Origin of the sequence: Bacillus sp. 22475 (genome assembly GCF_052044835.1) — a bacterium.
Classification (GTDB): Bacteria; Bacillota; Bacilli; order Bacillales; family Bacillaceae_G; genus Bacillus_A; species Bacillus_A cereus.
Genome location: NZ_JBQENW010000050.1, coordinates 1 through 18,477 on the forward strand (window position 1 = coordinate 1; position 18,477 = coordinate 18,477).

Genomic DNA, 18,477 nt, shown 5'->3' on the forward strand with positions numbered 1-18,477 from the left:
TGAAGTGACCCAATGAAATAAGACAAGGAAAAAACACCTCTTATACCGTATTTAATTTAAATACGAATATACGGAGGTGTTTCTTTTATGGGAACGAGAAAATCTTATTCAGAAGAAATTAAATGGAAAGCAATCGAACTGAAAAAACAAGGATACACAAATAAAGAAATTATGGAACAATTAGGAATTAAAAATAAAGCACAGATTAAAACTTGGATGAAGTGGCATCGTGAAGGTGAAACGTATCGTTTTAGTCGCCCTGTAGGAAAACAAAGTACGCTACAAAAGGCTAGTGAAGAAGGTATAACTGAAATCGAGAAGCTTCAGATAGAGAATCGGAAATTAAAAATGCAACTAGATATTTTAAAAAAGTACCAAGAAATCGAGAGGAGTTGGTTAAAGAAGTAGTTGTAGAAGTAGTGGAGTTAATGAAAGATGAGTACTCCATTAAAGAGATATGTATATTAATTGGTATACCTCGTTCTACTTATTATCGATGGAAAAATAAAGTGAAAGATGTAAAGGAAGCAAAATTAGAACAGGCTATTTTGACAATTTGTATGACAAATCACTTTCGATATGGACATCGCAAAGTTACTGCTTTATTGAAACGAAAATATAATTATCACCTAAATCGAAAAACTGTACAAAAAATAATGCAAAAGAAAAATTTACAATGTAGGGTTAAAAGAAAGAGAAGAACCTGGATCAATGGAGAAAGTAGAATTGTTGTAGAGAATCTCTTAAATAGAAACTTTCAAGCTAACAAGCCAAATGAAAAATGGGTTACAGACATTACATATTTGCCATTTGGTACAGAGATGTTGTATTTATCAAGTATTATGGATTTATATAACAATGAAATCATTGCATATGAAATAAGTAACAGACAAGACGTAACACTCGTCTTAAGAACAGTTGAGAAGGCGATAAAACTGCAACAAAAGACTCAAATTATACTACATAGTGATCAAGGGGCCGTGTATACCTCCTACGCTTTCCAAACGTTATCTAAAAAAAATGGCATTACCACAAGTATGTCCCGTAAAGGAAATTGTCATGATAATGCCGTAATAGAATCTTTTCATTCCTCATTGAAATCTGAATTGTTTTATTCCCAAGAAAAACAAATACATTCAACTTCTACTCTCAAACAACTCATTCACGATTACATTGAGTATTATAATACGGAACGTATTCAAGAAAAGTTAAACTACCTGTCTCCTATAGAATACAAGAAACAGGTAGCATAGGTGTTTTTTTCATGTACCAAATTCGTGGGTCAGTTCAATTAGTATGCGAATTCGGGAGGTGTTTTTCTATTAAGCCGAAGCCTTCTTCATTCTCTCAAGTAAACTAGATAACACATGCGTACGATAAGATTCTAGTTTTTTACCTTCATAAGTACGGATACCTAATTTTTTAAGTTCTTTTACATACCAACCTTTGCTTCCGAAATACATGTGATCGCTCCCCTTCAACTTTGTTTTTATTTGTCCTGATTATACTTGGAGGTACAGGAATTATAATGAAGGAAATGAATTTCGCGCGAAAATGGTTAACTTTGTTGCAAAAGACATATATACTAAAGGTAGTATACAACGAGGTGGGCAAGACGTGATTATAGAGAAGCACGAAATTCAAATTGACCAAATTACTAGCGGTAAAGTGAATATCTTTACTTTCTATAGAAATAGAAAGCAAATTGATGATCATTTTTTACGATTGCAAGAACCATCGCTTACAGCAAACTACTTCTTCCATTTTCATTTTGATGCAGAGAGCTTGCATCTACTGCAGAAAGAGTTTCCGAGCGTATATCCGTACGACGGTAGTGAAACGATTCACGACTGGACGGAAAAGATGAAAGCTGAATTGCAACATCAGATCCAAACAGGTAAATGGAATAAACGCGTACGTATTGGTAATCGCATTCTAGATGTGGTGTTTACGTGGTGCGACGAAGATATAGTAGAGTGAAAAAGAAGCGGATGACGCTTCTTTTTTTTAGCGCTGGAATAAAACGAGCTTACCTGCAGTAGATGTACAGCGATGTGTTTTTTCATACAATCCTTTTTCTTGTAAAATAGATTCACCTTTTGCTTTCGCTTCTTTTTCAGTTGCCGCCTCGAATGATTCGTCTAATGCTTTTGAACCATCTTTTTCAAAGACTGTTAGAACGTATACTCCCATGAAAATTCCCTCCAATAATTAAAATCAGAATCTTATAATTATTTTGACATAAAACGCTACAATATGCAAAGAAATATATGACATTGCGTGGTAAAATAGAATGAAACTTTAATCATCGAGAATATTTTCATTCTCGATGATTATTAGTTTTCAGCGATGTTAATTTTAATAAAATGAAACTTTTGAAAGATAGAAAGGATCGTTATTTGTGAAACAAGTAAAGTTTATACATGCGGCTGATTTGCATTTGGATAGTCCGTTTAAAGGAATGGAGATGAATGTTGCGCAGTCTGTTTGGGAGAGAATGAAGCAAAGTACGTTTGAATCATTTGAGCGTATTGTTGATAAAGCGATTCAAGAGCGCGTTGATTTCGTATTACTAGCTGGGGATTTGTATGATGCGGAGACGAGAAGTTTGAGGGCGCAAGTGTTTGTGCGTGAGCAAATGAAGAGACTTTCGCAGTACGATATCCCTGTTTTTATTATTCACGGTAACCATGATCATTTAGGGGGAAGCTGGGCAGCAATTGAGTTTCCGGAAAATGTTCATGTGTTTACCGATCCTTATGTAGAAGAGAAATCATTTTATAAAAATGGTGAGCTATTAGCTTCTATTTATGGGTTTAGTTATTTGCAGCAAGCGGTAACGGATAATATGACAGCGCAGTATACGAAAATGAGTGATGCGCCTTTTCATATTGGCATGCTTCACGGAAGTGTGGAAGGAGATGCAGAGCATAATCGCTATGCACCGTTTCAAATTCGTGAGTTGAAAGAAAAACAGTTTGATTATTGGGCTCTTGGCCATATACATAAACGTGAAATTTTATCAGAAGAACCATACATTATTTATCCAGGGAACATACAAGGTCGTCATCGTAAGGAAACAGGCGAGAAGGGTGCATACCTTATTGAACTTACGAAAAAAGGATCGCAGTGTTCATTTTTCCATACGGCAGATGTTGTATGGGACGAAATCGAGGTTGGTATTGATGGACTTGACACTGTTGATGAACTTATGACAAGCATATCTACTGCGATGAATGAATGCCGAAGAGAAGAGGAAGGTACGCTATTAACTGTCGTATTTACAGGACAAGGCCCACTTTCACCTTATTTGCGCGACGAAAAGCGTGTGGAAGAGATTTTTCACATTTTAGCATCTGGAGAAGAGCGAAAAGATTTCGTATATGCAATGAAGTGGAAAAATGAGACGGTTTCTTTTGCGGAAATCGAACGTTTGAAAGCGGAAAATCATTTCGTCGGTAGTGTGCTAAAGGAGTTAGAAGCTTTCACTAATATGGACGGAGTATTGCGCACTATTTGGACATCTCCTGTAGCGCGTAATAGTATTGAATCTTTTACAGAAGAAGAGAAGAAAGAGATTCAAAAGGAAGCAGAAAATATTATTTTAGAACAATTATTCCAGCAAGAGAGGGATAAAAAATGAGAATTGAAAAACTCCAGATTTATGGGTACGGAAAATTAGAAAATGTGGAAATGGATCTTTCCTTGCTGACAGTGTTATACGGTGAAAATGAAGCGGGGAAATCGACAATTCGCTCATTTATGAAAAGTATTTTATTCGGTTTTCCGACGAGAGGACAGCGCCGTTATGAGCCGAAAGAAGGCGGGAAGTATGGCGGTGCAATCACTGTGCAAACAGAGCAGTACAGTCGTTTGAAAATTGAGCGATTGCCAAAGACGGCAGCTGGCGAGGTGACCGTTTATTTTGAAGACGGGAAAACGGGCGGAGAAGAAATTTTAAACGATATATTAAGCGGGATGAATGAAAATTTATTTGAATCTGTCTTTTCATTTGATATGCATGGCCTTCAAAACATTCATCAGCTTGGCGAAGCAGATATTGGCAATTATTTATTTTCGGCAAGTGCAGTCGGAAGCGATGCGCTATTACAGTTAGATAAAAAGCTAGAAAAAGAAATGGATCAACGCTTTAAACCGAGTGGGCGTAAACCGGAAATTAACGTGTCACTGCAAGAAATGAAGAAACTTGAAGAGAAGATGAAAGAGTGGCAAGGGAAAATTGGCACGTATGAAAAACAAGTCGAGCAATTAAAAGAAAGTGAAGAGAAACTTGCTTCTGTTCGCGGAGAGAAAGAGAGTGCAGAAAGGCGAAAGCAAGATTATGAAATATTAGCAGCGCTAGAGCCACTCGTTATTGAAAAGCGTGCGCATGAGAAAGTGTTAGAAAATGAGAGCAGGCAGTTTCCTGTAAACGGAATGGCGCGCTATGAAGCGATTAAGGCGAAGATGGAGCCGCTTCAGTTACAAGTTGATTCGCTCCATAAGAAAATCGAGACAGTGCAATCGGAAATTGCCTCGATTCAAATAGATGAAGAGTTTTTACAAAAAGAAAGTTATGTAGAAGAACTTCGTATGCAGCATTTGTCTTATGAAAATGCGTGCCAAGAAATGCGTGATATGACAGGAAGTATTACGAATATAAAAGAAGAAATTGCAGAACTAGAACAACAAATTGGTGCTACTTTTGAAAAGGAAGCGGTTCTTGCGTTTGACATGAGTTTGGCAACGAAAGAATTAATTACGCAAACCGTGCAAAAGGCACGTGAATTAGAAACGCAAAAAGCACAGCTTGATGATCGTTTTAAAGTAGCGCAAGAGCAATTAGAAGAACAAGAAGAAAATATAAGACAGATTCAGAAACAAATGTTAGTTGATGAAGAGCGAAATACGTTAGTTGAGAAAGAGAAATCGTTCCAAGATGCGGCGTTTATCGGTATGGGGGCAGAGAGAATAAAGCGCAAGTATGAGGAAAAAGCAGGAGCAGCTATGCAAAAGAAAAAGCAGTGGCAAAGAATTTGTCTTCTGTTACTTCTTATTAACACGCTTGTTTTATTCACGAGTTTATTTATTGATAACCGCCCGCTCTTATTTATTAGTGTTATTGTTTTTGTAGGGATTGTCCTTGCTCTTGTTTTATATAAAGATCCATCAAGCGGATTACAAGAAGAGCTTCTTACTCTTCGGCAAAGTGCTGGCGGGAGACAAAGTGAAGAAGCGCTGTCTGTGCGCTATCAGTTAGAAAAGGATGAAGAAATTCGTAAGCTATTTGAGCGTGAGTCTTATAAATTGCAGCAAATGGAGCGAGCTTATGATAAAGTCGTTTCATCGTATGAGGAATGGGAGAGAGAAACGTTCCAGGCGGGAGAACAAGTAGATGCATATAAAACGCGCTATATGTTCCCAGAATTTTATACGTATGCACACATATTGCCAGCGTTTGAGCGTATTGAAAAAATGCAGCAATTATATCGTGAATTAGATAAGCGAGGCACGCGAAAATCTTCATTATATGAAATGATTTCGCAATTTGAACATAAACTAGAAACTGTTATCGGTAGTGCTGAGTATAGTAAGTTGTATGAGGCGCAAAGCCTTATGCAAAATGAGAAAGAGAAGAGACAAACTTGTAAGCAGTTGAAAGAGAAACTAGCTGAATGGCAAGAAGAATATGAGTTCATGCAAGAGCAACTGAAACAACTGCTAGTAGAACGAGATGCATTATGGAATATTGCAGATGCTACAGATGAAGAGATGTTTTTAGAAGCGGGTAAACTGGCAGAAAAGCGTGAAGATGCTGAGAAACAAGTAGGGCGTTTATTACCGCAAATTGATCTGTTAGAACAGCGTTTAACGAGTTTATCATTAGCTGAACATTACGAAGCTGACGGTTATGAAGAGAAATTAAAGAGAGAAATTACAGTCGTGCAAAACTGTCTGGCGCAAGAGAAAGAACTGACAGAGCGCATTGCGAAACATCGTATGGAAATTGCGGGTTTAGAAGAAGGTAGTACGTACGGCGATTTAATGCATGAGTGGGAAATGAAAAAAGCGCAAGTGCGTGAACAAGTGAAGAAATGGGCTGCTTATGCGGCCGCAAAGACGGTGTTAACGAAAACGAAGCACTATTATCATGAAGTGCATCTGCCTCGTATTTTACAAAAATCAGAAGAGTACTTTGTGTATTTAACAGGCGGACGATACAGTAAAATCTTTTCACCGTCAGAGTCGGAGCCGTTTATTGTTGAACGTAACGACGGCATGCGTTTTTACAGTCATGAACTAAGCCAAGCGACAGCGGAGCAGTTATATTTATCATTACGATTTGCGTTAGCGAAAACATTTGAACATGATTACCCATTTATTATTGATGATAGTTTCGTGCACTTTGATGCGGTAAGGACGGATCGAACGATTGAACTAATAAAGGAAATCGCAAAAGATAGACAAGTCATCTTCTTTACATGTCATGCGCATTTACTCGCGTATTTTACAGAAAAACAGATTGTAAAATTAACACATAAGCGTAAAGAAAATGAGTTGTGATATGCTATACTAAAAGTAACTGATTTGGTGGAGGAATTCGAATGAAAAAGAAAATTGCAGAATATGAAGTTGGTGAACAAGTCGATGTTTTCTTGTTAATTAAAACAGCGACAAAAGGTCTAGCAAGTAATGGAAAGCCATTTTTAACAGTAATCTTACAAGACCCAAGTGGAGATATTGAAGCGAAGCTATGGGACGTATCACCAGAAGTTGAGAAACAATATGTAGCAGAAACAATCGTTAAAGTAGCTGGTGATATTTTAAACTACAAAGGACGTATTCAATTACGTGTGAAACAAATCCGTGTTGCGAATGAAAATGAAGTAACAGACATCTCGGATTTCGTAGAAAAAGCACCAGTGAAAAAAGAAGATATGGTTGAGAAAATTACACAATACATATTTGAAATGAGAAATCCGAACATTCAACGTCTAACAAGACATTTATTAAATAAGCATCAAAACGAATTTTTAGAATATCCAGCAGCGACAAAGAATCATCATGAGTTCGTATCTGGACTAGCTTATCACGTCGTATCGATGCTAGATTTAGCGAAAGCTATTTCAAATCTATACCCATCATTAGATAAAGACTTACTATATGCAGGCGTTATTTTACATGACCTTGGTAAAGTAATTGAACTATCTGGCCCAATTTCTACAACGTATACGTTAGAAGGAAACTTACTAGGCCACATTTCGATCATGGTGAACGAAATCGGTAAAGCAGCAGACGAATTGCAAATCGATGCAGAAGAAGTATTAATTCTTCAACACATCGTCCTTTCTCACCATGGAAAAGCAGAATGGGGTAGCCCAAAACCACCATTAGTAAAAGAAGCAGAAATTCTGCACTACATCGATAACTTAGATGCAAAAATGAACATGATGGACCGCGCATTAGGACGCACAAAACCAGGTGAATACACAGAGCGTGTCTTCGCACTTGATAATCGTTCGTTCTATAAACCGACGTTCCATAATTAAAAGTGTGAATAAAGTGGCCTTATTAAGTTTTAAAAGCTTAGTGAGGCTGTTTTCTTTATTAAAAATTAAATGAAATAGTTAAGAAGTACGCATGGGGTTAACGAAGAACGATTAAAACATATCTCACCACTAGAATGGGAGCATATCAACTTTAATATGGCAGATACTTAAAATCGCTTCAGCCTGTATAACAGGCCTAAAAATAAGAGTTGAAACTTGTTTAGCATCTATTTTTGTTAAAAGGTGGGAGAATTGTGCTATGATGTGGGCAAATATAAAACTATCTAAAGGAGGGATTTACATGCCGCATATTGTGTTTTGTGGAATTACTACTGAACAATTAAAACACATAAGCAAGCCATTAGTAGAAGAGCTCGCAGAGATTTGTGAGTGTGGTACGGATAATTTTACGTTGGAACTACCAAGTTCTACGTTTGTATTCAATGGAGAAGAAATAGAAGCGTTTCCTCTTATTGAAGTGAAATGGTTCGAGCGTGGACAGGAAATTCGTAATCGATTTGCCAAGGCCATTACTACATATGTAATGGATTTTGGACTTCCAGAAGTAGAGGTTGTATTTACGGTTTTCACAGAATCAGCGTATTATATTAACGGGAAGCATTGTGCAAGTTAGAGCTATTATAAATGTTTTTGTAACATTTATAAGGGATAGAACCACATCGCTATCAAGCTAACTAGACAAAATACCCTCTAAAAAGAGCAAGGCGTTATTCTTTCTGAGAAATCATAGGAAAGGATAACGCCTTTATATCAATTTTAATATAATCGATTCACTTCTTTATAAAAAGTTTGGTTATTTTATTGAAGCTTATTCCACAAACACACTCGTTTGTTCACTTTTTTACTGTTTGAAAGCCATACTTTTTATATTGATTCATTTATTGGAAAAACCGAAAGTTTTAAACTCTCTCTATTACATATTTATTTTTGGAAAAATAGCCTAACTCCAAATACTAATAATACTGTGCCAGTAATACCCTCTATTGTACGGTTCACCTTTTCTTTTTTTAAAAAAGTTCTTAATTGACGTATTAGAGAGATATAAAGTAAATACCATATTGCTGTCAAAGTCGTAAATGTGAATCCCAACAAAAGAAATTGGAAGAAATGACTTTGATTACTCACGATAAATTGGGGTAGAAAACTAAGGAAAAATACAGCCGTTTTTGGGTTTAAGATTGCCGTGGTAAATCCTTGTCTAAAACTTTTAACCGTTCCAATATCCTTAGAGTTTATTTCCACTGAACCTGACATATCTCCTTTTTTAGAAAAGGCACTTTTAATTGACTTTACAGCTAAATAAATTAAATAAAATGCCCCAGCATATTTTATTAATGTAAATAGCATAGCAAATTTCATTAAGATAGCAGAGAGTCCTAGTGTAGCCATTATTGTATGAATCATCATTCCAGATACCGTTCCTAAGACGGTCTTTATCCCACCATTTCTACCATGAGAGATAGTGTTTTTTGTAACTAAAGCAAAACCGGGACCAGGCATCATTATAATAAGGAGTGCTGTAAGGATAAATAGCATATAATTTTCCATGTTCTGGTATTTCCTTTCTGATTTTTAGTTTCGCTTATAGTATAGCTTTTTTCCTTAAAACATTAAATATAAAAAGTGTGATCAGGATAGTATCATAAACTTTCAAGGAGTTGTAATTGAATTATAGAGGGCTTCACTTGAATAATGTTCTTCTGTAAATGAGCGTTTTTTAATTACTTTTTCTCGGAACACTCTTAATTTTCTTTCGTTTATCGAGGGTATTAGTATCAACTTGACCAAACATCATCCAAAAACTACATTTAACATTTACGAAAGCATATTCGAATAATCATTCATTAAATTTCTTATCAATCAACAAAAATTAATTATCATAAGGAAGAGGTACGTGAACTTTTATTTAAGAAATTACTTATTCTTGAAAAAAATGAATTAACTCCCCATAAATAATTGTAAAGATATAAAATTCTATAATTCCCTCGGAACAAAAAAGTTGTCTTTTGTAGCAACGAAGTTCATTTTTATCGTTTTGGGGTAGTGTATTCTTGTTAGCATGATGGGCATGGAGAGCTTTGAGTCTTTAGCTTGATAGTGATGTGACGCTATCCAGAAATTAATGATTTTACACTCTAAATGTTATTTAACAAAAAAATCTCGAATTCGAGATTTTTCACTTGCTTTTCAATCACTTGAGGTGTAAAGTGATAGTAACGAAAGCGATTGAGTCATATGAAAAACATACACTCAGTTGTTTTCGATTAAAAAACAAAGTAACTTATACAGTAAAAACTAAGATGAACTTACAAAAACATAATTAAGAATAAATTGAAAAGCTAAAAACCATATTAGTTGTGGGAAATGTTATTTTTTTAGTTATCACTTGACTAGTAAAACGAAGCGGAGGAATAACCAATGTATAAAATTAAAGGGCATCATCACATTTCAATGGTTACGAAAAATGCAAATGAAAATAATCACTTTTATAAAGATGTACTTGGTTTACGTCGTGTGAAAATGACAGTAAACCAAGATGATCCGTCAATGTACCACTTATTTTATGGAGATAAAACAGGAAGTCCAGGTACGGAATTATCATTTTTTGAAATTCCATTAGTAGGAAAAACATATCGCGGTACGAATGCGATTACTCGAATTGGATTACTTGTTCCTTCAGAGGAAAGTTTGCATTACTGGAAAGCGCGATTTGAGGAATTTGATGTGAAACATAGTGAAATGACAACATATGCAAATCGTCCTGCTTTGCAATTTGAGGATGCTGAAGGTCTTCGCTTAGTATTACTCGTTTCAAACGGAGAAAAAGTGGAGCACTGGGAAACTTGGGAGAAATCAGAAGTTCCTGCAAAGCATCAAATTCAAGGAATGGGTTCTGTGGAAATGACAGTTCGTAGACTTGATAAAATGGCGAGTACACTTACAGAGATGTTTGGTTATACAGAGGTTAGCCGCAGCGAAGAGGAAGCAATTTTTCAATCCATTAAAGGAGAGGCTTTTGGAGAAATCGTTGTGAAATATTTAGATGGACCTACTGAAAAGCCGGGCCGAGGGAGCATTCACCATTTAGCAATTCGCGTGAAAAATGATGCAGAGCTTGCCTATTGGGAAGAACAGGTGAAACAAAGAGGCTTCCGGTCTTCAGGAATCATCGACCGTTTCTACTTTAAAAGCTTATATTTCCGTGAATCAAACGGAATCCTTTTTGAAATTGCGACAGATGGACCAGGATTTACAGTTGATGGAGATGTGGAACATTTAGGAGAAAAACTTGATTTACCACCGTTCTTAGAAGATCAGCGTGCAGAGATTGAAGCGAATTTAGCACCGATTGAAGAGAAGTGATAGAAGAAAATATACAACTTTAACATATAAATGAAACCCATTGGAGGAATATAAAATGAACCAATTAAAAGGAATTCACCACGTTACAGCGATTACAAGTAGTGCAGAAAAGAATTATGAGTTTTTCACTCACGTTTTAGGAATGCGTTTAGTTAAGAAAACAGTAAACCAAGATGACATTCAAACGTATCATTTATTCTTTGCAGATGATAAAGGTAGTGCAGGAACAGATATGACATTCTTTGATTTCCCAGGTATTCCGAAAGGTGTACACGGTACAAATGAAATTTCAAAAACTTCATTCCGTGTTCCGACTGATGCAGCATTAGAGTATTGGGTGAAACGCTTTGACCGTCTGGAAGTAGAACATACAGGAATTAAAGAGCAATTTGGTAAGAAAACTCTATCTTTCATTGATTTTGATGACCAACACTATCAATTAATCTCTGATGAATTAGATAAAGGGATCGAATCAGGTACACCTTGGCAAAACGGGCCAGTACCATTAGAATACGCAATTACTGGTTTAGGACCTGTATTTATCCGTATTGCAAACTTTAGCTTCTTCAAAGAAGTGTTAGAAAAAGTTCTATTATTTAAAGAGGTTGCGCAAGAAGGGGAATTCTATTTATTTGAAGTGAACGAAGGTGGAAACGGTGCCTCTGTCATCGTAGAACATAATACAGTTCTTCCTGAAGCACAACAAGGTTTTGGTACAGTGCACCATGCGGCATTCCGCGTAGAAGATCGTGCGGTATTAGAAGAATGGATTGAGAGAATCAGTAGCGTAGGACTTCCTTCATCTGGCTATGTAAACCGTCACTTCTTCGAGTCATTATATGCAAGAGTTGCACCACAAATCTTATTTGAATTTGCAACAGATGGCCCAGGATTTATGGGAGATGAGCCATACGAAACGCTTGGCGAAAAATTATCTTTACCTCCATTCCTAGAGCCAAAACGTGAAGAAATTGAAAAATTAGTTCGTCCAATTGATACAGTGAGAAGTACGAAGGAATTTATTAAAGAGTAAAATAGAGATAGTAAGTAGGAGAGCAAGTAGTTTTAGCGAAGTGCTGGAACTGCTTGTTTTTTTATGTGGATAATCATTAAAATGTTTAATCTTTATGAATTAATAAAAGAATTGTCAGTCAATTGTGGAGAAATATTTATTTTTAGGATGATCGGAATTAGTATTTGAATTTTCTGTTATTATTTATGGAAGAGTACATAACAGATGATTAGGAGGGGTTTCATGATTACATCTACTACAAACGAAAAATTGACGCAGCTATTGAATGAATGGTATCTAGAGATTAGATCAAGACGTATAAGTAATGCAGAACGTCTAAAACAAGAAATTGATTTTAAACTTACTAAACTAAAAAAAGAGACTGAAGAAGGTTTGCAGGACCAAAATCTATTACTTTATTATTATTTGCTAGAATTTCGATATAACTATTTAATAGATAATCTAGGCTTATCTCAAGAGAGTTTTAACAAGATAGATTCTTTTAATCAACCAACAGATCACTTTTTAACTTATTATTATCACTTTTTTAAAGCAATACATTCTAGTGAGTTAGGAAATTTTCATCTCGCTAAGGAACATTACGAAAAAGCTGAAAGCTTTCTAAAGTATGTTCCTGATCAATTAGAAAAAGCTGAATTTTATTATAAGTTAGCTACATTTCATTATGATATACAACAAGCTTTGGTATCTATTAAACATGCAACGAAAGCAAAGGATATGTATTCAAATCATGATGGATATGAATTAAATGTAGCTTTTTGTGATAATGTTTTAGGCTTAGCCTGTATGAACTTAAAGGAATGGGAATTAGCTGAAGAGCATTTCACAGCTGCTATGGATCAATTTCAAAAGATTGGTGAAGAAAAATTTATTATTATGGTTCGTCATAATTTAGGATGGATGTATTCTACGCAAAATTTATCTGCATTGGCAATTCGTTATCTTACTGAAGTAGTAGAAAAATCTCCCCAACATTATAAATCTCTTTATGTAAAAGCAAAAGAGCATTACAAGTTAAAAGAGCATGAGATTGCAAATAAGCTTATAGAAAAAGGATTGAAGATCTGTAGAGATTCGAAAATTGAAGGATATCAACACCATTATGAAATTTTAAATGCATTAAATCAAGGTGTAAAAGCAGAAGAATTAGAAGTCATTATTCTTAGAGGAATTACGTATTTTGAAAGAGAAGAGTTATATGATTATACTCAGGAGTATAAGGAAAAATTAGCAATAAAATTTTATGAAGAAAACCTTTGGGAAGAGGCAAGTAAGTATTTTTATCTTAGTAAAAAAGCAAGAGAAAAACTTTTTGATAAGGGGGCTTTAAAATGAAAAAAATGGTGATTAAATTATTAGGGATTGTAACAGTATTTACACTGACTTTAGGAGTATATAGTTCAACAAATCATCAAGAAAGTCCAACAATAATGAAAGCTGAACATGGGGATTATGGTGGCTAAAATAGAAAAAGGGATCTCACAATGAGGTCTCTTTTTTCTTTTTAGTTGTAAAAGAATTGACTTACTTTAAATATGTAACTATAATAGTTACAGAATAACCATTAGTAATAGAAATGAGTTATATTTTTTTAGTATAATTGTAACCATTTCGGTTACAATCAAGAAGAGAACATAAAATAACCGAAAAATGTAAAAACTTTAAATAGCAACAAGAGAAAGGAGACGGGAACTTTGAAAAGGTTTAAGTTTTATATGATTAGCGGTATTGTGCTCGTTTTGTTAATTATTTGTAATTTCGTCGATAAGCCGATTGCGAAGGTTGGAGAAGTGAAAGATACTGTTATGATGAAGCTAAATACGAAAGAGAGTATGGCGCAAATTGATGGGCAGACGATTTATTTTAAACAAATTGGTGAGGGGAAACCTCCGTTACTTATGCTTCACGGGTTTGGTGGTTCTTCTGATGGGTTTAGTGATATTTATCCGGAACTAGCGCGAGACCATACGATTATTGCGGTTGATATTTTAGGGTTTGGGCGTTCTTCTAAACCTATTGATTTTCAGTATTCGTTTCCTGCGCAAGTAAATTTATATTATAAGTTAATGAAGAAGCTCGGATACGATCAGTTTGCGGTGCTCGGCCATTCAATGGGCGGAGAGATGTCCCTCAATTTAGCGTATTTATATCCGGATGCAGTGACGCATCTCGTTTTGGCGGATTCTACAGGGATAGAGTCTTTCCAGCAAAAAGAAAGTTATGAAGTACCAGCGCTATCGACGGACTTACAAACTGTAACTGAGATTACGAAGTATAATAAAAATGAAGTAAAAAATAGCCGTGATGATAAAGAGCATTATGATCAGCTTACGAAAATGAGAGAGCGCCGCATTGCGATGGAAGCTGATAAAATTAAGGTACCGACTTTAATTATATGGGGACGACACGATAAGAGTGTTTCTTGGAAAAATGGTGAACTGTATCATGGGTTATTTGCAAATAGTACGTTTCATATTATTGAAAAAGGATACCACGCACCGTTTCGTCAGGAACCAATTGAGTTTATGGAATATGTACAAGCATTTTTCGCGAAGCATCCACAATAAAATTTTAGGTATAAATCCACTTCTTTCCTCATAGAGTGAAACTAATAAGGCTTGTCTAAGGAAAGGAATGAAGTGATTTGGAAACTTTACCATGGTGGGTGTATCTTGTGATTGTCGGGATTGTACTAAGTGGCTACATGGTTTTATATACTTCGAAAAAAGAACAAGATATGGATAATGAGTTTATCGAAAAAGAAGGCGAAGTGTATATGAAGCGCTTAGAAGAAGAACGCGAGAAACGTAATCAGGATAGTGATAAAGATTCGGTATTGCTTTAATAGATTACGTTTAAAGAAGAGAAATATATTGTATTTCTCTTCTTTTTTATTATGTTAAATATTTGTATAAGAGAAAAGTATAGGTTTCGTTTGTTAGCTGTCATTTTAAAATTGAAGACTTATTAAATGAAAAAATTGATATTTGCTTGAGGGTATTTTACATTTAAAATACTAGATATATAGTTTTATTGTTGCGGGAGGAGATAAGAACTAACATGAATAAAAAAAAATTTCAAACCTATGTGGCGTTGTCAACAAAAGACTGGAGTGCTGAAACATTTGTAAGAACCTTAGAAGAGATTGTAGCTTCGACAAAAGAATATGAAAATGATTATATTGAAGTCCATCAAGTACTAGAAATGGTAGTAACAGAAGTTGAAGTTGAGTATGTAATCATTCTAAATCATACGAGAAACTTAGATGATTTTGGGAAATACCTTAAATAATAATTTTTAAATACTGTTTATAAAAAGGAATGCTGTTCTATTTGGATAGAATGGTATTCCTTTTTATCGCTGTTAATAATATAAGGGATTTTGATATGGAATTTTAAAAAGAGAGTGTTAATATTGCCACGCTAAAAAAGGGTGTAATCAGAATAGTGATAAAGATTAGGGTAACATGTTGTTATCTATTTTTTTATTTTCCGAAGTATATCAGCGATTCGAAATGAGATATCAATTTATCCCGTAAAAGCCCGATCGGTGAGGGCTAATTAAACCTTCACTTTATCAACACAAAACGATAATGATAGGCAGTTGATGTAACTCCATAGTAACTGTAACCATCTAAAGCCCGATTCATACACTATGGTGGAGGATTTTCACCTAATAACCGGATGAAAAAGGGGTGTAATCATGAAGAAACGTACTGTTAATGAAGCGGGAGGGAATGTGCCACAACCAATCCGCAGCGACGGAGCGGGTGCGATTGATTCTGGACCTCGTAATGTTATGCGGGATATTCAAAATCCGAATATGCTTGTTCCGCCTATAACGGATGCAGGGTTAGTTCCTAACTTGAAGTTTTCATTCTCGGACACTTCTATGATTTTGAAACAAGGCGGGTGGTCTCGGGAGATTACTGCTCGGGAACTACCGGTTTCGACGACGATTGCGGGAGTAAATATGAGTTTAACGGCCGGTGGAGTACGAGAACTACATTGGCATAAAGAGGCAGAATGGGCGTATATGCTTTTAGGACGGGCGCGCATAACGGCTGTTGATCAAAATGGACGGAATTTTATTGCTGATGTTGGACCAGGTGATCTTTGGTATTTTCCGCCTGGTATTCCGCATTCCATTCAAGGATTAGAACATTGTGAATTTCTACTTGTTTTCGATGATGGACATTTTTCTGATTTATCTACTTTAGCTATTTCTGATTGGTTTGCGCATACGCCAAAAGAAGTGTTGTCGGCTAATTTTGGAGTACCTGAGAGTGCTTTTCATTCTATCCCTTCAGGTCAAGTTTATATTTATCAAGGAGAGGTGCCAGGTTCGCTTGAAAGTCAGGAAGTTCAATCACCGAAAGGGGAAGTTCCTTTAACATTTAAACATGAACTGTTAAAACAAAAGCCAATTAAGACTCCTGGTGGTAGCGTTCGAATTGTAGATTCTACAAATTTCCCTATTTCAAAAACGATCGCAGCAGCGCTCGTTGAGGTTGAGGCTGGTGGAATGAGAGAACTTCATTGGCACCCGAATAATGATGAATGGCAATATTATTTGACAGGAGAAGCGAGAATGACTGTGTTTCTTGGAAATGGTACCGCTCGTACATTTGATTATAGAGCTGGTGATGTCGGATATGTACCGTTTGCGACGGGGCATTATATTCAAAATACAGGTACCGAAACATTATGGTTTTTAGAGATGTTCAGAAGCAATCGTTTTGAAGATGTATCGTTAAATCAATGGATGGCACTGACTCCTAAAGAAATAGTGGAGAGTAATATACATGTTGGCCCGCAAGTAATGGATTCCCTGCGTAAGGAGAAGTGGCCTGTTGTGAAATATCCGGGGTTTTCATATAGTCCGAAAAGTGATGAGTAAAAATGAAAATTTGCGTTATTCTTTCTGGAGACTGATAAGAAGGGGTGGCGTATTTTTTATGCCTAATCTAGTCTTTATCCCGCTATTTGCCGGGCTGTCCGTAAAAGCCCGATTGGTGAGGGCTGATCAAAGTTTCACTTTATTAGTATCCGCTCTTTGTATTATTGTTCGGGAAATTATTATTGGAGCATAGTATAGGAAAGATCCATATTAAATAGCGCTATTATAAGCTGTAACGCATAAGTTGCGCAGGAAATGCAACGATAACTAGCTTTACTCTTCATCATTTATTTGACGGTAATGGGCATAGAGAGGTGATAAACACAGTATGATTTTTAGTGAGCGTTTAAAAGAAGAAAGGGAAAAAAGAAATTAGTCGCAAAATGATTTGGCTGAAAAACTTCATGTAAGTAGGCAATCTGTTTCGAAATGGGAGACGGGAAAGAACTATCCGAGCATTGAAATTATTATTCATTTAAGTGATTTGTTCGGTATTACGATTGATGAACTGCTAAGGAGTGATGAAGAGTTGACGCAAAAAGTAATTGAAGATAGTAAACAATTAGCATATCCAAAATGGAAGGTGTTTTTCGATAGTCTATTCACGCTTGGAGTATTTTTGTTTCTTATCAAAATCGTTGTATGGATACTAAATAAGTTTGCAGGAGCAAGTATTACAATTGTAGCAGATGCGCCATATGTAATGAATCTTTTGCCCCTTGCATTCATGATTATAGGTGGTATGGGATCGGATAAGTTGAAGAAAATATATAGATAGAGGAAATAATTTCTCTGCACTAGCTGTTCTTTCTACTCAAATTGTGTACTATAAAGGATAGATAGGAAGGGTAACTAACTGTTACGATTTATTTAACCATTTATAACCAAAGTTAATTAAATATATCAGTAAGCCCTGCTAGTCAAGTGATTGGCTAGTAGTGAGGATTAACTGCGGGCAATCCCTAAAGCTGATTGAACTACAACGTGGCTAGAAATGGCGAGCGTGAATGTTGCGAAAGCAGAAAAAATCAATCAGATGGTGCAAGGTTAAATCCTAAACACTAGAACAATGGGTCTTCCGCCTCGAATCATCTAAGTCAAAAGTGATAAGATGAACGTTCAACGACTATCTCGTATAACTGACGAGAGTACACCACAAGCCTATGGTGGTGGAAAAATCCTCTATCTCTAAAGAGATAAACATATAGTCTGCGCTCATGTGAAAACATGAGAAGTTCATAAGAGAACTGGCTAAGGAGTTGCGACCTTAGTTGAACGAGATACATTTAATTAAATCTATCAAACCTCATTGAACATACCGAACGTACGTGCTATGATAGGTTCAATGAGGTAAGAATAATAATGAAATTTTTACGAGTTAGTCAAGTATCAGAATTAACAGGTTTGCATCCGAGTAGTCTCAGGAGGATGCTGGTGGAACACGCTACGATTCAGAAGAACAAGTCTTTCATTAAAGGAGTTACATTCTGATGATATTGGCGAAGAAAGTCAGACTGATTCCAACGCCTGAACAAGAAAAAGTGCTTAGAAACCATGCTGGTGCTGCAAGATTCGCTTATAACTATTGTAAAAGAATGAGTGATAGATACT

At 35.8% G+C, this 18,477-nt stretch carries 19 protein-coding genes; 16 read left to right on the plus strand and 3 right to left on the minus strand.

Features of this window, described 5'->3' with window-relative positions; genetic code table 11:
• Nucleotides 1–87 precede the first annotated feature (87 nt).
• Nucleotides 88–1,253, plus strand: a protein-coding gene (locus ACTJJY_RS30425) for an IS3 family transposase (RefSeq protein ID WP_088092380.1) whose coding sequence is annotated in 2 segments (ribosomal slippage) — nt 88–385 and nt 385–1,253 — 1,167 coding nt in all. Because the reading frame shifts where the segments join, the coding sequence is not laid out codon by codon here.
• A gap of 69 nt (nt 1,254–1,322) precedes the next feature.
• Here ACTJJY_RS30425 and ACTJJY_RS30430 read toward each other — a convergent pair.
• A complete protein-coding gene (locus ACTJJY_RS30430; RefSeq protein WP_000273536.1) occupies nt 1,323–1,463 on the minus strand; it encodes a YflJ family protein in 141 nt (46 codons plus the stop codon).
• Nucleotides 1,464–1,617: 154 nt separating this feature from the next.
• Here ACTJJY_RS30430 and ACTJJY_RS30435 point away from each other — a divergent pair, with 154 nt between their 5' ends.
• Complete coding sequence (locus ACTJJY_RS30435; RefSeq protein WP_000582785.1) at nt 1,618–1,980, plus strand: hypothetical protein; 363 nt, start codon at nt 1,618–1,620, stop codon at nt 1,978–1,980.
• Nucleotides 1,981–2,007: 27 nt separating this feature from the next.
• Here ACTJJY_RS30435 and ACTJJY_RS30440 read toward each other — a convergent pair whose 3' ends face one another.
• Complete coding sequence (locus ACTJJY_RS30440; protein WP_000539552.1) at nt 2,008–2,193, minus strand: YhzD family protein; 186 nt, start codon at nt 2,191–2,193, stop codon at nt 2,008–2,010.
• Nucleotides 2,194–2,401: 208 nt separating this feature from the next.
• On the opposite strand from ACTJJY_RS30440, the gene ACTJJY_RS30445 reads away from it, so the two are divergent.
• The 4 genes from ACTJJY_RS30445 to ACTJJY_RS30460 all read left to right on the plus strand — a co-directional run bounded on the left by ACTJJY_RS30445 (nt 2,402) and on the right by ACTJJY_RS30460 (nt 8,184).
• Entirely contained in the window at nt 2,402–3,643 is a 1,242-nt protein-coding gene (locus ACTJJY_RS30445) for a metallophosphoesterase family protein (RefSeq protein ID WP_440607328.1), read from the plus strand.
• Nucleotides 3,640–6,564: an AAA family ATPase gene (locus ACTJJY_RS30450; protein WP_440607329.1), complete on the plus strand. Its 2,925-nt coding sequence runs from the start codon at nt 3,640–3,642 to the stop codon at nt 6,562–6,564. The genes ACTJJY_RS30445 and ACTJJY_RS30450 overlap by 4 nt, the downstream gene beginning before the upstream one ends.
• 41 nt (nt 6,565–6,605) lie before the next feature.
• Nucleotides 6,606–7,550 (plus strand): 3'-5' exoribonuclease YhaM, encoded by a 945-nt coding sequence (yhaM, locus tag ACTJJY_RS30455; protein WP_000726652.1) that lies wholly within the window; start codon nt 6,606–6,608, stop codon nt 7,548–7,550.
• A gap of 301 nt (nt 7,551–7,851) precedes the next feature.
• Complete coding sequence (locus tag ACTJJY_RS30460; RefSeq protein ID WP_440607330.1) at nt 7,852–8,184, plus strand: DUF1904 family protein; 333 nt, start codon at nt 7,852–7,854, stop codon at nt 8,182–8,184.
• Between the two features lie 308 nt (nt 8,185–8,492).
• On the opposite strand, the gene ACTJJY_RS30465 is transcribed toward ACTJJY_RS30460, so the two are convergent.
• A complete protein-coding gene (locus ACTJJY_RS30465) occupies nt 8,493–9,119 on the minus strand; it encodes a LysE family translocator (protein ID WP_440607331.1) in 627 nt (208 codons plus the stop codon).
• A gap of 870 nt (nt 9,120–9,989) precedes the next feature.
• On the opposite strand from ACTJJY_RS30465, the gene ACTJJY_RS30470 reads away from it, so the two are divergent.
• The 10 genes from ACTJJY_RS30470 to ACTJJY_RS30515 all read left to right on the plus strand — a co-directional run.
• Nucleotides 9,990–10,934: a ring-cleaving dioxygenase gene (locus tag ACTJJY_RS30470; RefSeq protein WP_440607332.1), complete on the plus strand. Its 945-nt coding sequence runs from the start codon at nt 9,990–9,992 to the stop codon at nt 10,932–10,934.
• Between the two features lie 55 nt (nt 10,935–10,989).
• Complete coding sequence (locus tag ACTJJY_RS30475) at nt 10,990–11,967, plus strand: ring-cleaving dioxygenase (RefSeq protein ID WP_440607333.1); 978 nt, start codon at nt 10,990–10,992, stop codon at nt 11,965–11,967.
• Between the two features lie 222 nt (nt 11,968–12,189).
• The gene (locus tag ACTJJY_RS30480; protein WP_016082611.1) at nt 12,190–13,302 is read left to right on the plus strand and encodes a tetratricopeptide repeat protein; all 1,113 of its coding nucleotides are present in this window, start codon (nt 12,190–12,192) and stop codon (nt 13,300–13,302) included.
• Complete coding sequence (locus ACTJJY_RS30485) at nt 13,299–13,430, plus strand: hypothetical protein (RefSeq protein WP_016082610.1); 132 nt, start codon at nt 13,299–13,301, stop codon at nt 13,428–13,430. Before ACTJJY_RS30480 ends, ACTJJY_RS30485 begins: the two co-directional genes overlap by 4 nt.
• Nucleotides 13,431–13,661: 231 nt before the next feature.
• Nucleotides 13,662–14,534 carry an alpha/beta fold hydrolase gene (locus tag ACTJJY_RS30490; RefSeq protein WP_440607334.1) on the plus strand — a complete coding sequence of 291 codons (873 nt, stop codon included), beginning with the start codon at nt 13,662–13,664 and terminating at the stop codon, nt 14,532–14,534.
• A 77-nt stretch (nt 14,535–14,611) separates the two neighbouring features.
• The gene (locus tag ACTJJY_RS30495; protein ID WP_000449223.1) at nt 14,612–14,812 is read left to right on the plus strand and encodes a sporulation YhaL family protein; all 201 of its coding nucleotides are present in this window, start codon (nt 14,612–14,614) and stop codon (nt 14,810–14,812) included.
• A gap of 215 nt (nt 14,813–15,027) precedes the next feature.
• Entirely contained in the window at nt 15,028–15,258 is a 231-nt protein-coding gene (locus tag ACTJJY_RS30500; protein WP_440607335.1) for a hypothetical protein, read from the plus strand.
• 411 nt (nt 15,259–15,669) lie between these two features.
• The gene (locus tag ACTJJY_RS30505) at nt 15,670–16,866 is read left to right on the plus strand and encodes an oxalate decarboxylase family bicupin (RefSeq protein WP_440607336.1); all 1,197 of its coding nucleotides are present in this window, start codon (nt 15,670–15,672) and stop codon (nt 16,864–16,866) included.
• 388 nt (nt 16,867–17,254) lie between these two features.
• Nucleotides 17,255–17,644, plus strand: a complete 390-nt coding sequence (locus tag ACTJJY_RS30510; RefSeq protein ID WP_440607337.1) for a helix-turn-helix domain-containing protein — start codon at nt 17,255–17,257, stop codon at nt 17,642–17,644.
• 712 nt (nt 17,645–18,356) lie between these two features.
• Nucleotides 18,357–18,477: helix-turn-helix domain-containing protein (locus ACTJJY_RS30515; RefSeq protein ID WP_000599313.1), on the plus strand; the 121-nt coding region annotated here is incomplete at its 3' end.

Bases quoted from the DNA above. Each gene is read 5' to 3' on its own strand.
- ACTJJY_RS30460 (WP_440607330.1), top strand. From the start codon at position 7,852: ATGCCGCATATTGTGTTTTGTGGAATTACTACTGAACAATTAAAACAC.
- ACTJJY_RS30505 (WP_440607336.1), top strand. From the start codon at position 15,670: ATGAAGAAACGTACTGTTAATGAAGCGGGAGGGAATGTGCCACAACCA.
- ACTJJY_RS30430 (WP_000273536.1), bottom strand. From the start codon at position 1,463: ATGTATTTCGGAAGCAAAGGTTGGTATGTAAAAGAACTTAAAAAATTA.
- ACTJJY_RS30480 (WP_016082611.1), top strand. From the start codon at position 12,190: ATGATTACATCTACTACAAACGAAAAATTGACGCAGCTATTGAATGAA.
- ACTJJY_RS30465 (WP_440607331.1), bottom strand. From the start codon at position 9,119: ATGGAAAATTATATGCTATTTATCCTTACAGCACTCCTTATTATAATG.
- ACTJJY_RS30485 (WP_016082610.1), top strand. From the start codon at position 13,299: ATGAAAAAAATGGTGATTAAATTATTAGGGATTGTAACAGTATTTACA.
- ACTJJY_RS30450 (WP_440607329.1), top strand. From the start codon at position 3,640: ATGAGAATTGAAAAACTCCAGATTTATGGGTACGGAAAATTAGAAAAT.
- ACTJJY_RS30500 (WP_440607335.1), top strand. From the start codon at position 15,028: ATGAATAAAAAAAAATTTCAAACCTATGTGGCGTTGTCAACAAAAGAC.
- ACTJJY_RS30440 (WP_000539552.1), bottom strand. From the start codon at position 2,193: ATGGGAGTATACGTTCTAACAGTCTTTGAAAAAGATGGTTCAAAAGCA.
- ACTJJY_RS30475 (WP_440607333.1), top strand. From the start codon at position 10,990: ATGAACCAATTAAAAGGAATTCACCACGTTACAGCGATTACAAGTAGT.
- yhaM (WP_000726652.1), top strand. From the start codon at position 6,606: ATGAAAAAGAAAATTGCAGAATATGAAGTTGGTGAACAAGTCGATGTT.
- ACTJJY_RS30470 (WP_440607332.1), top strand. From the start codon at position 9,990: ATGTATAAAATTAAAGGGCATCATCACATTTCAATGGTTACGAAAAAT.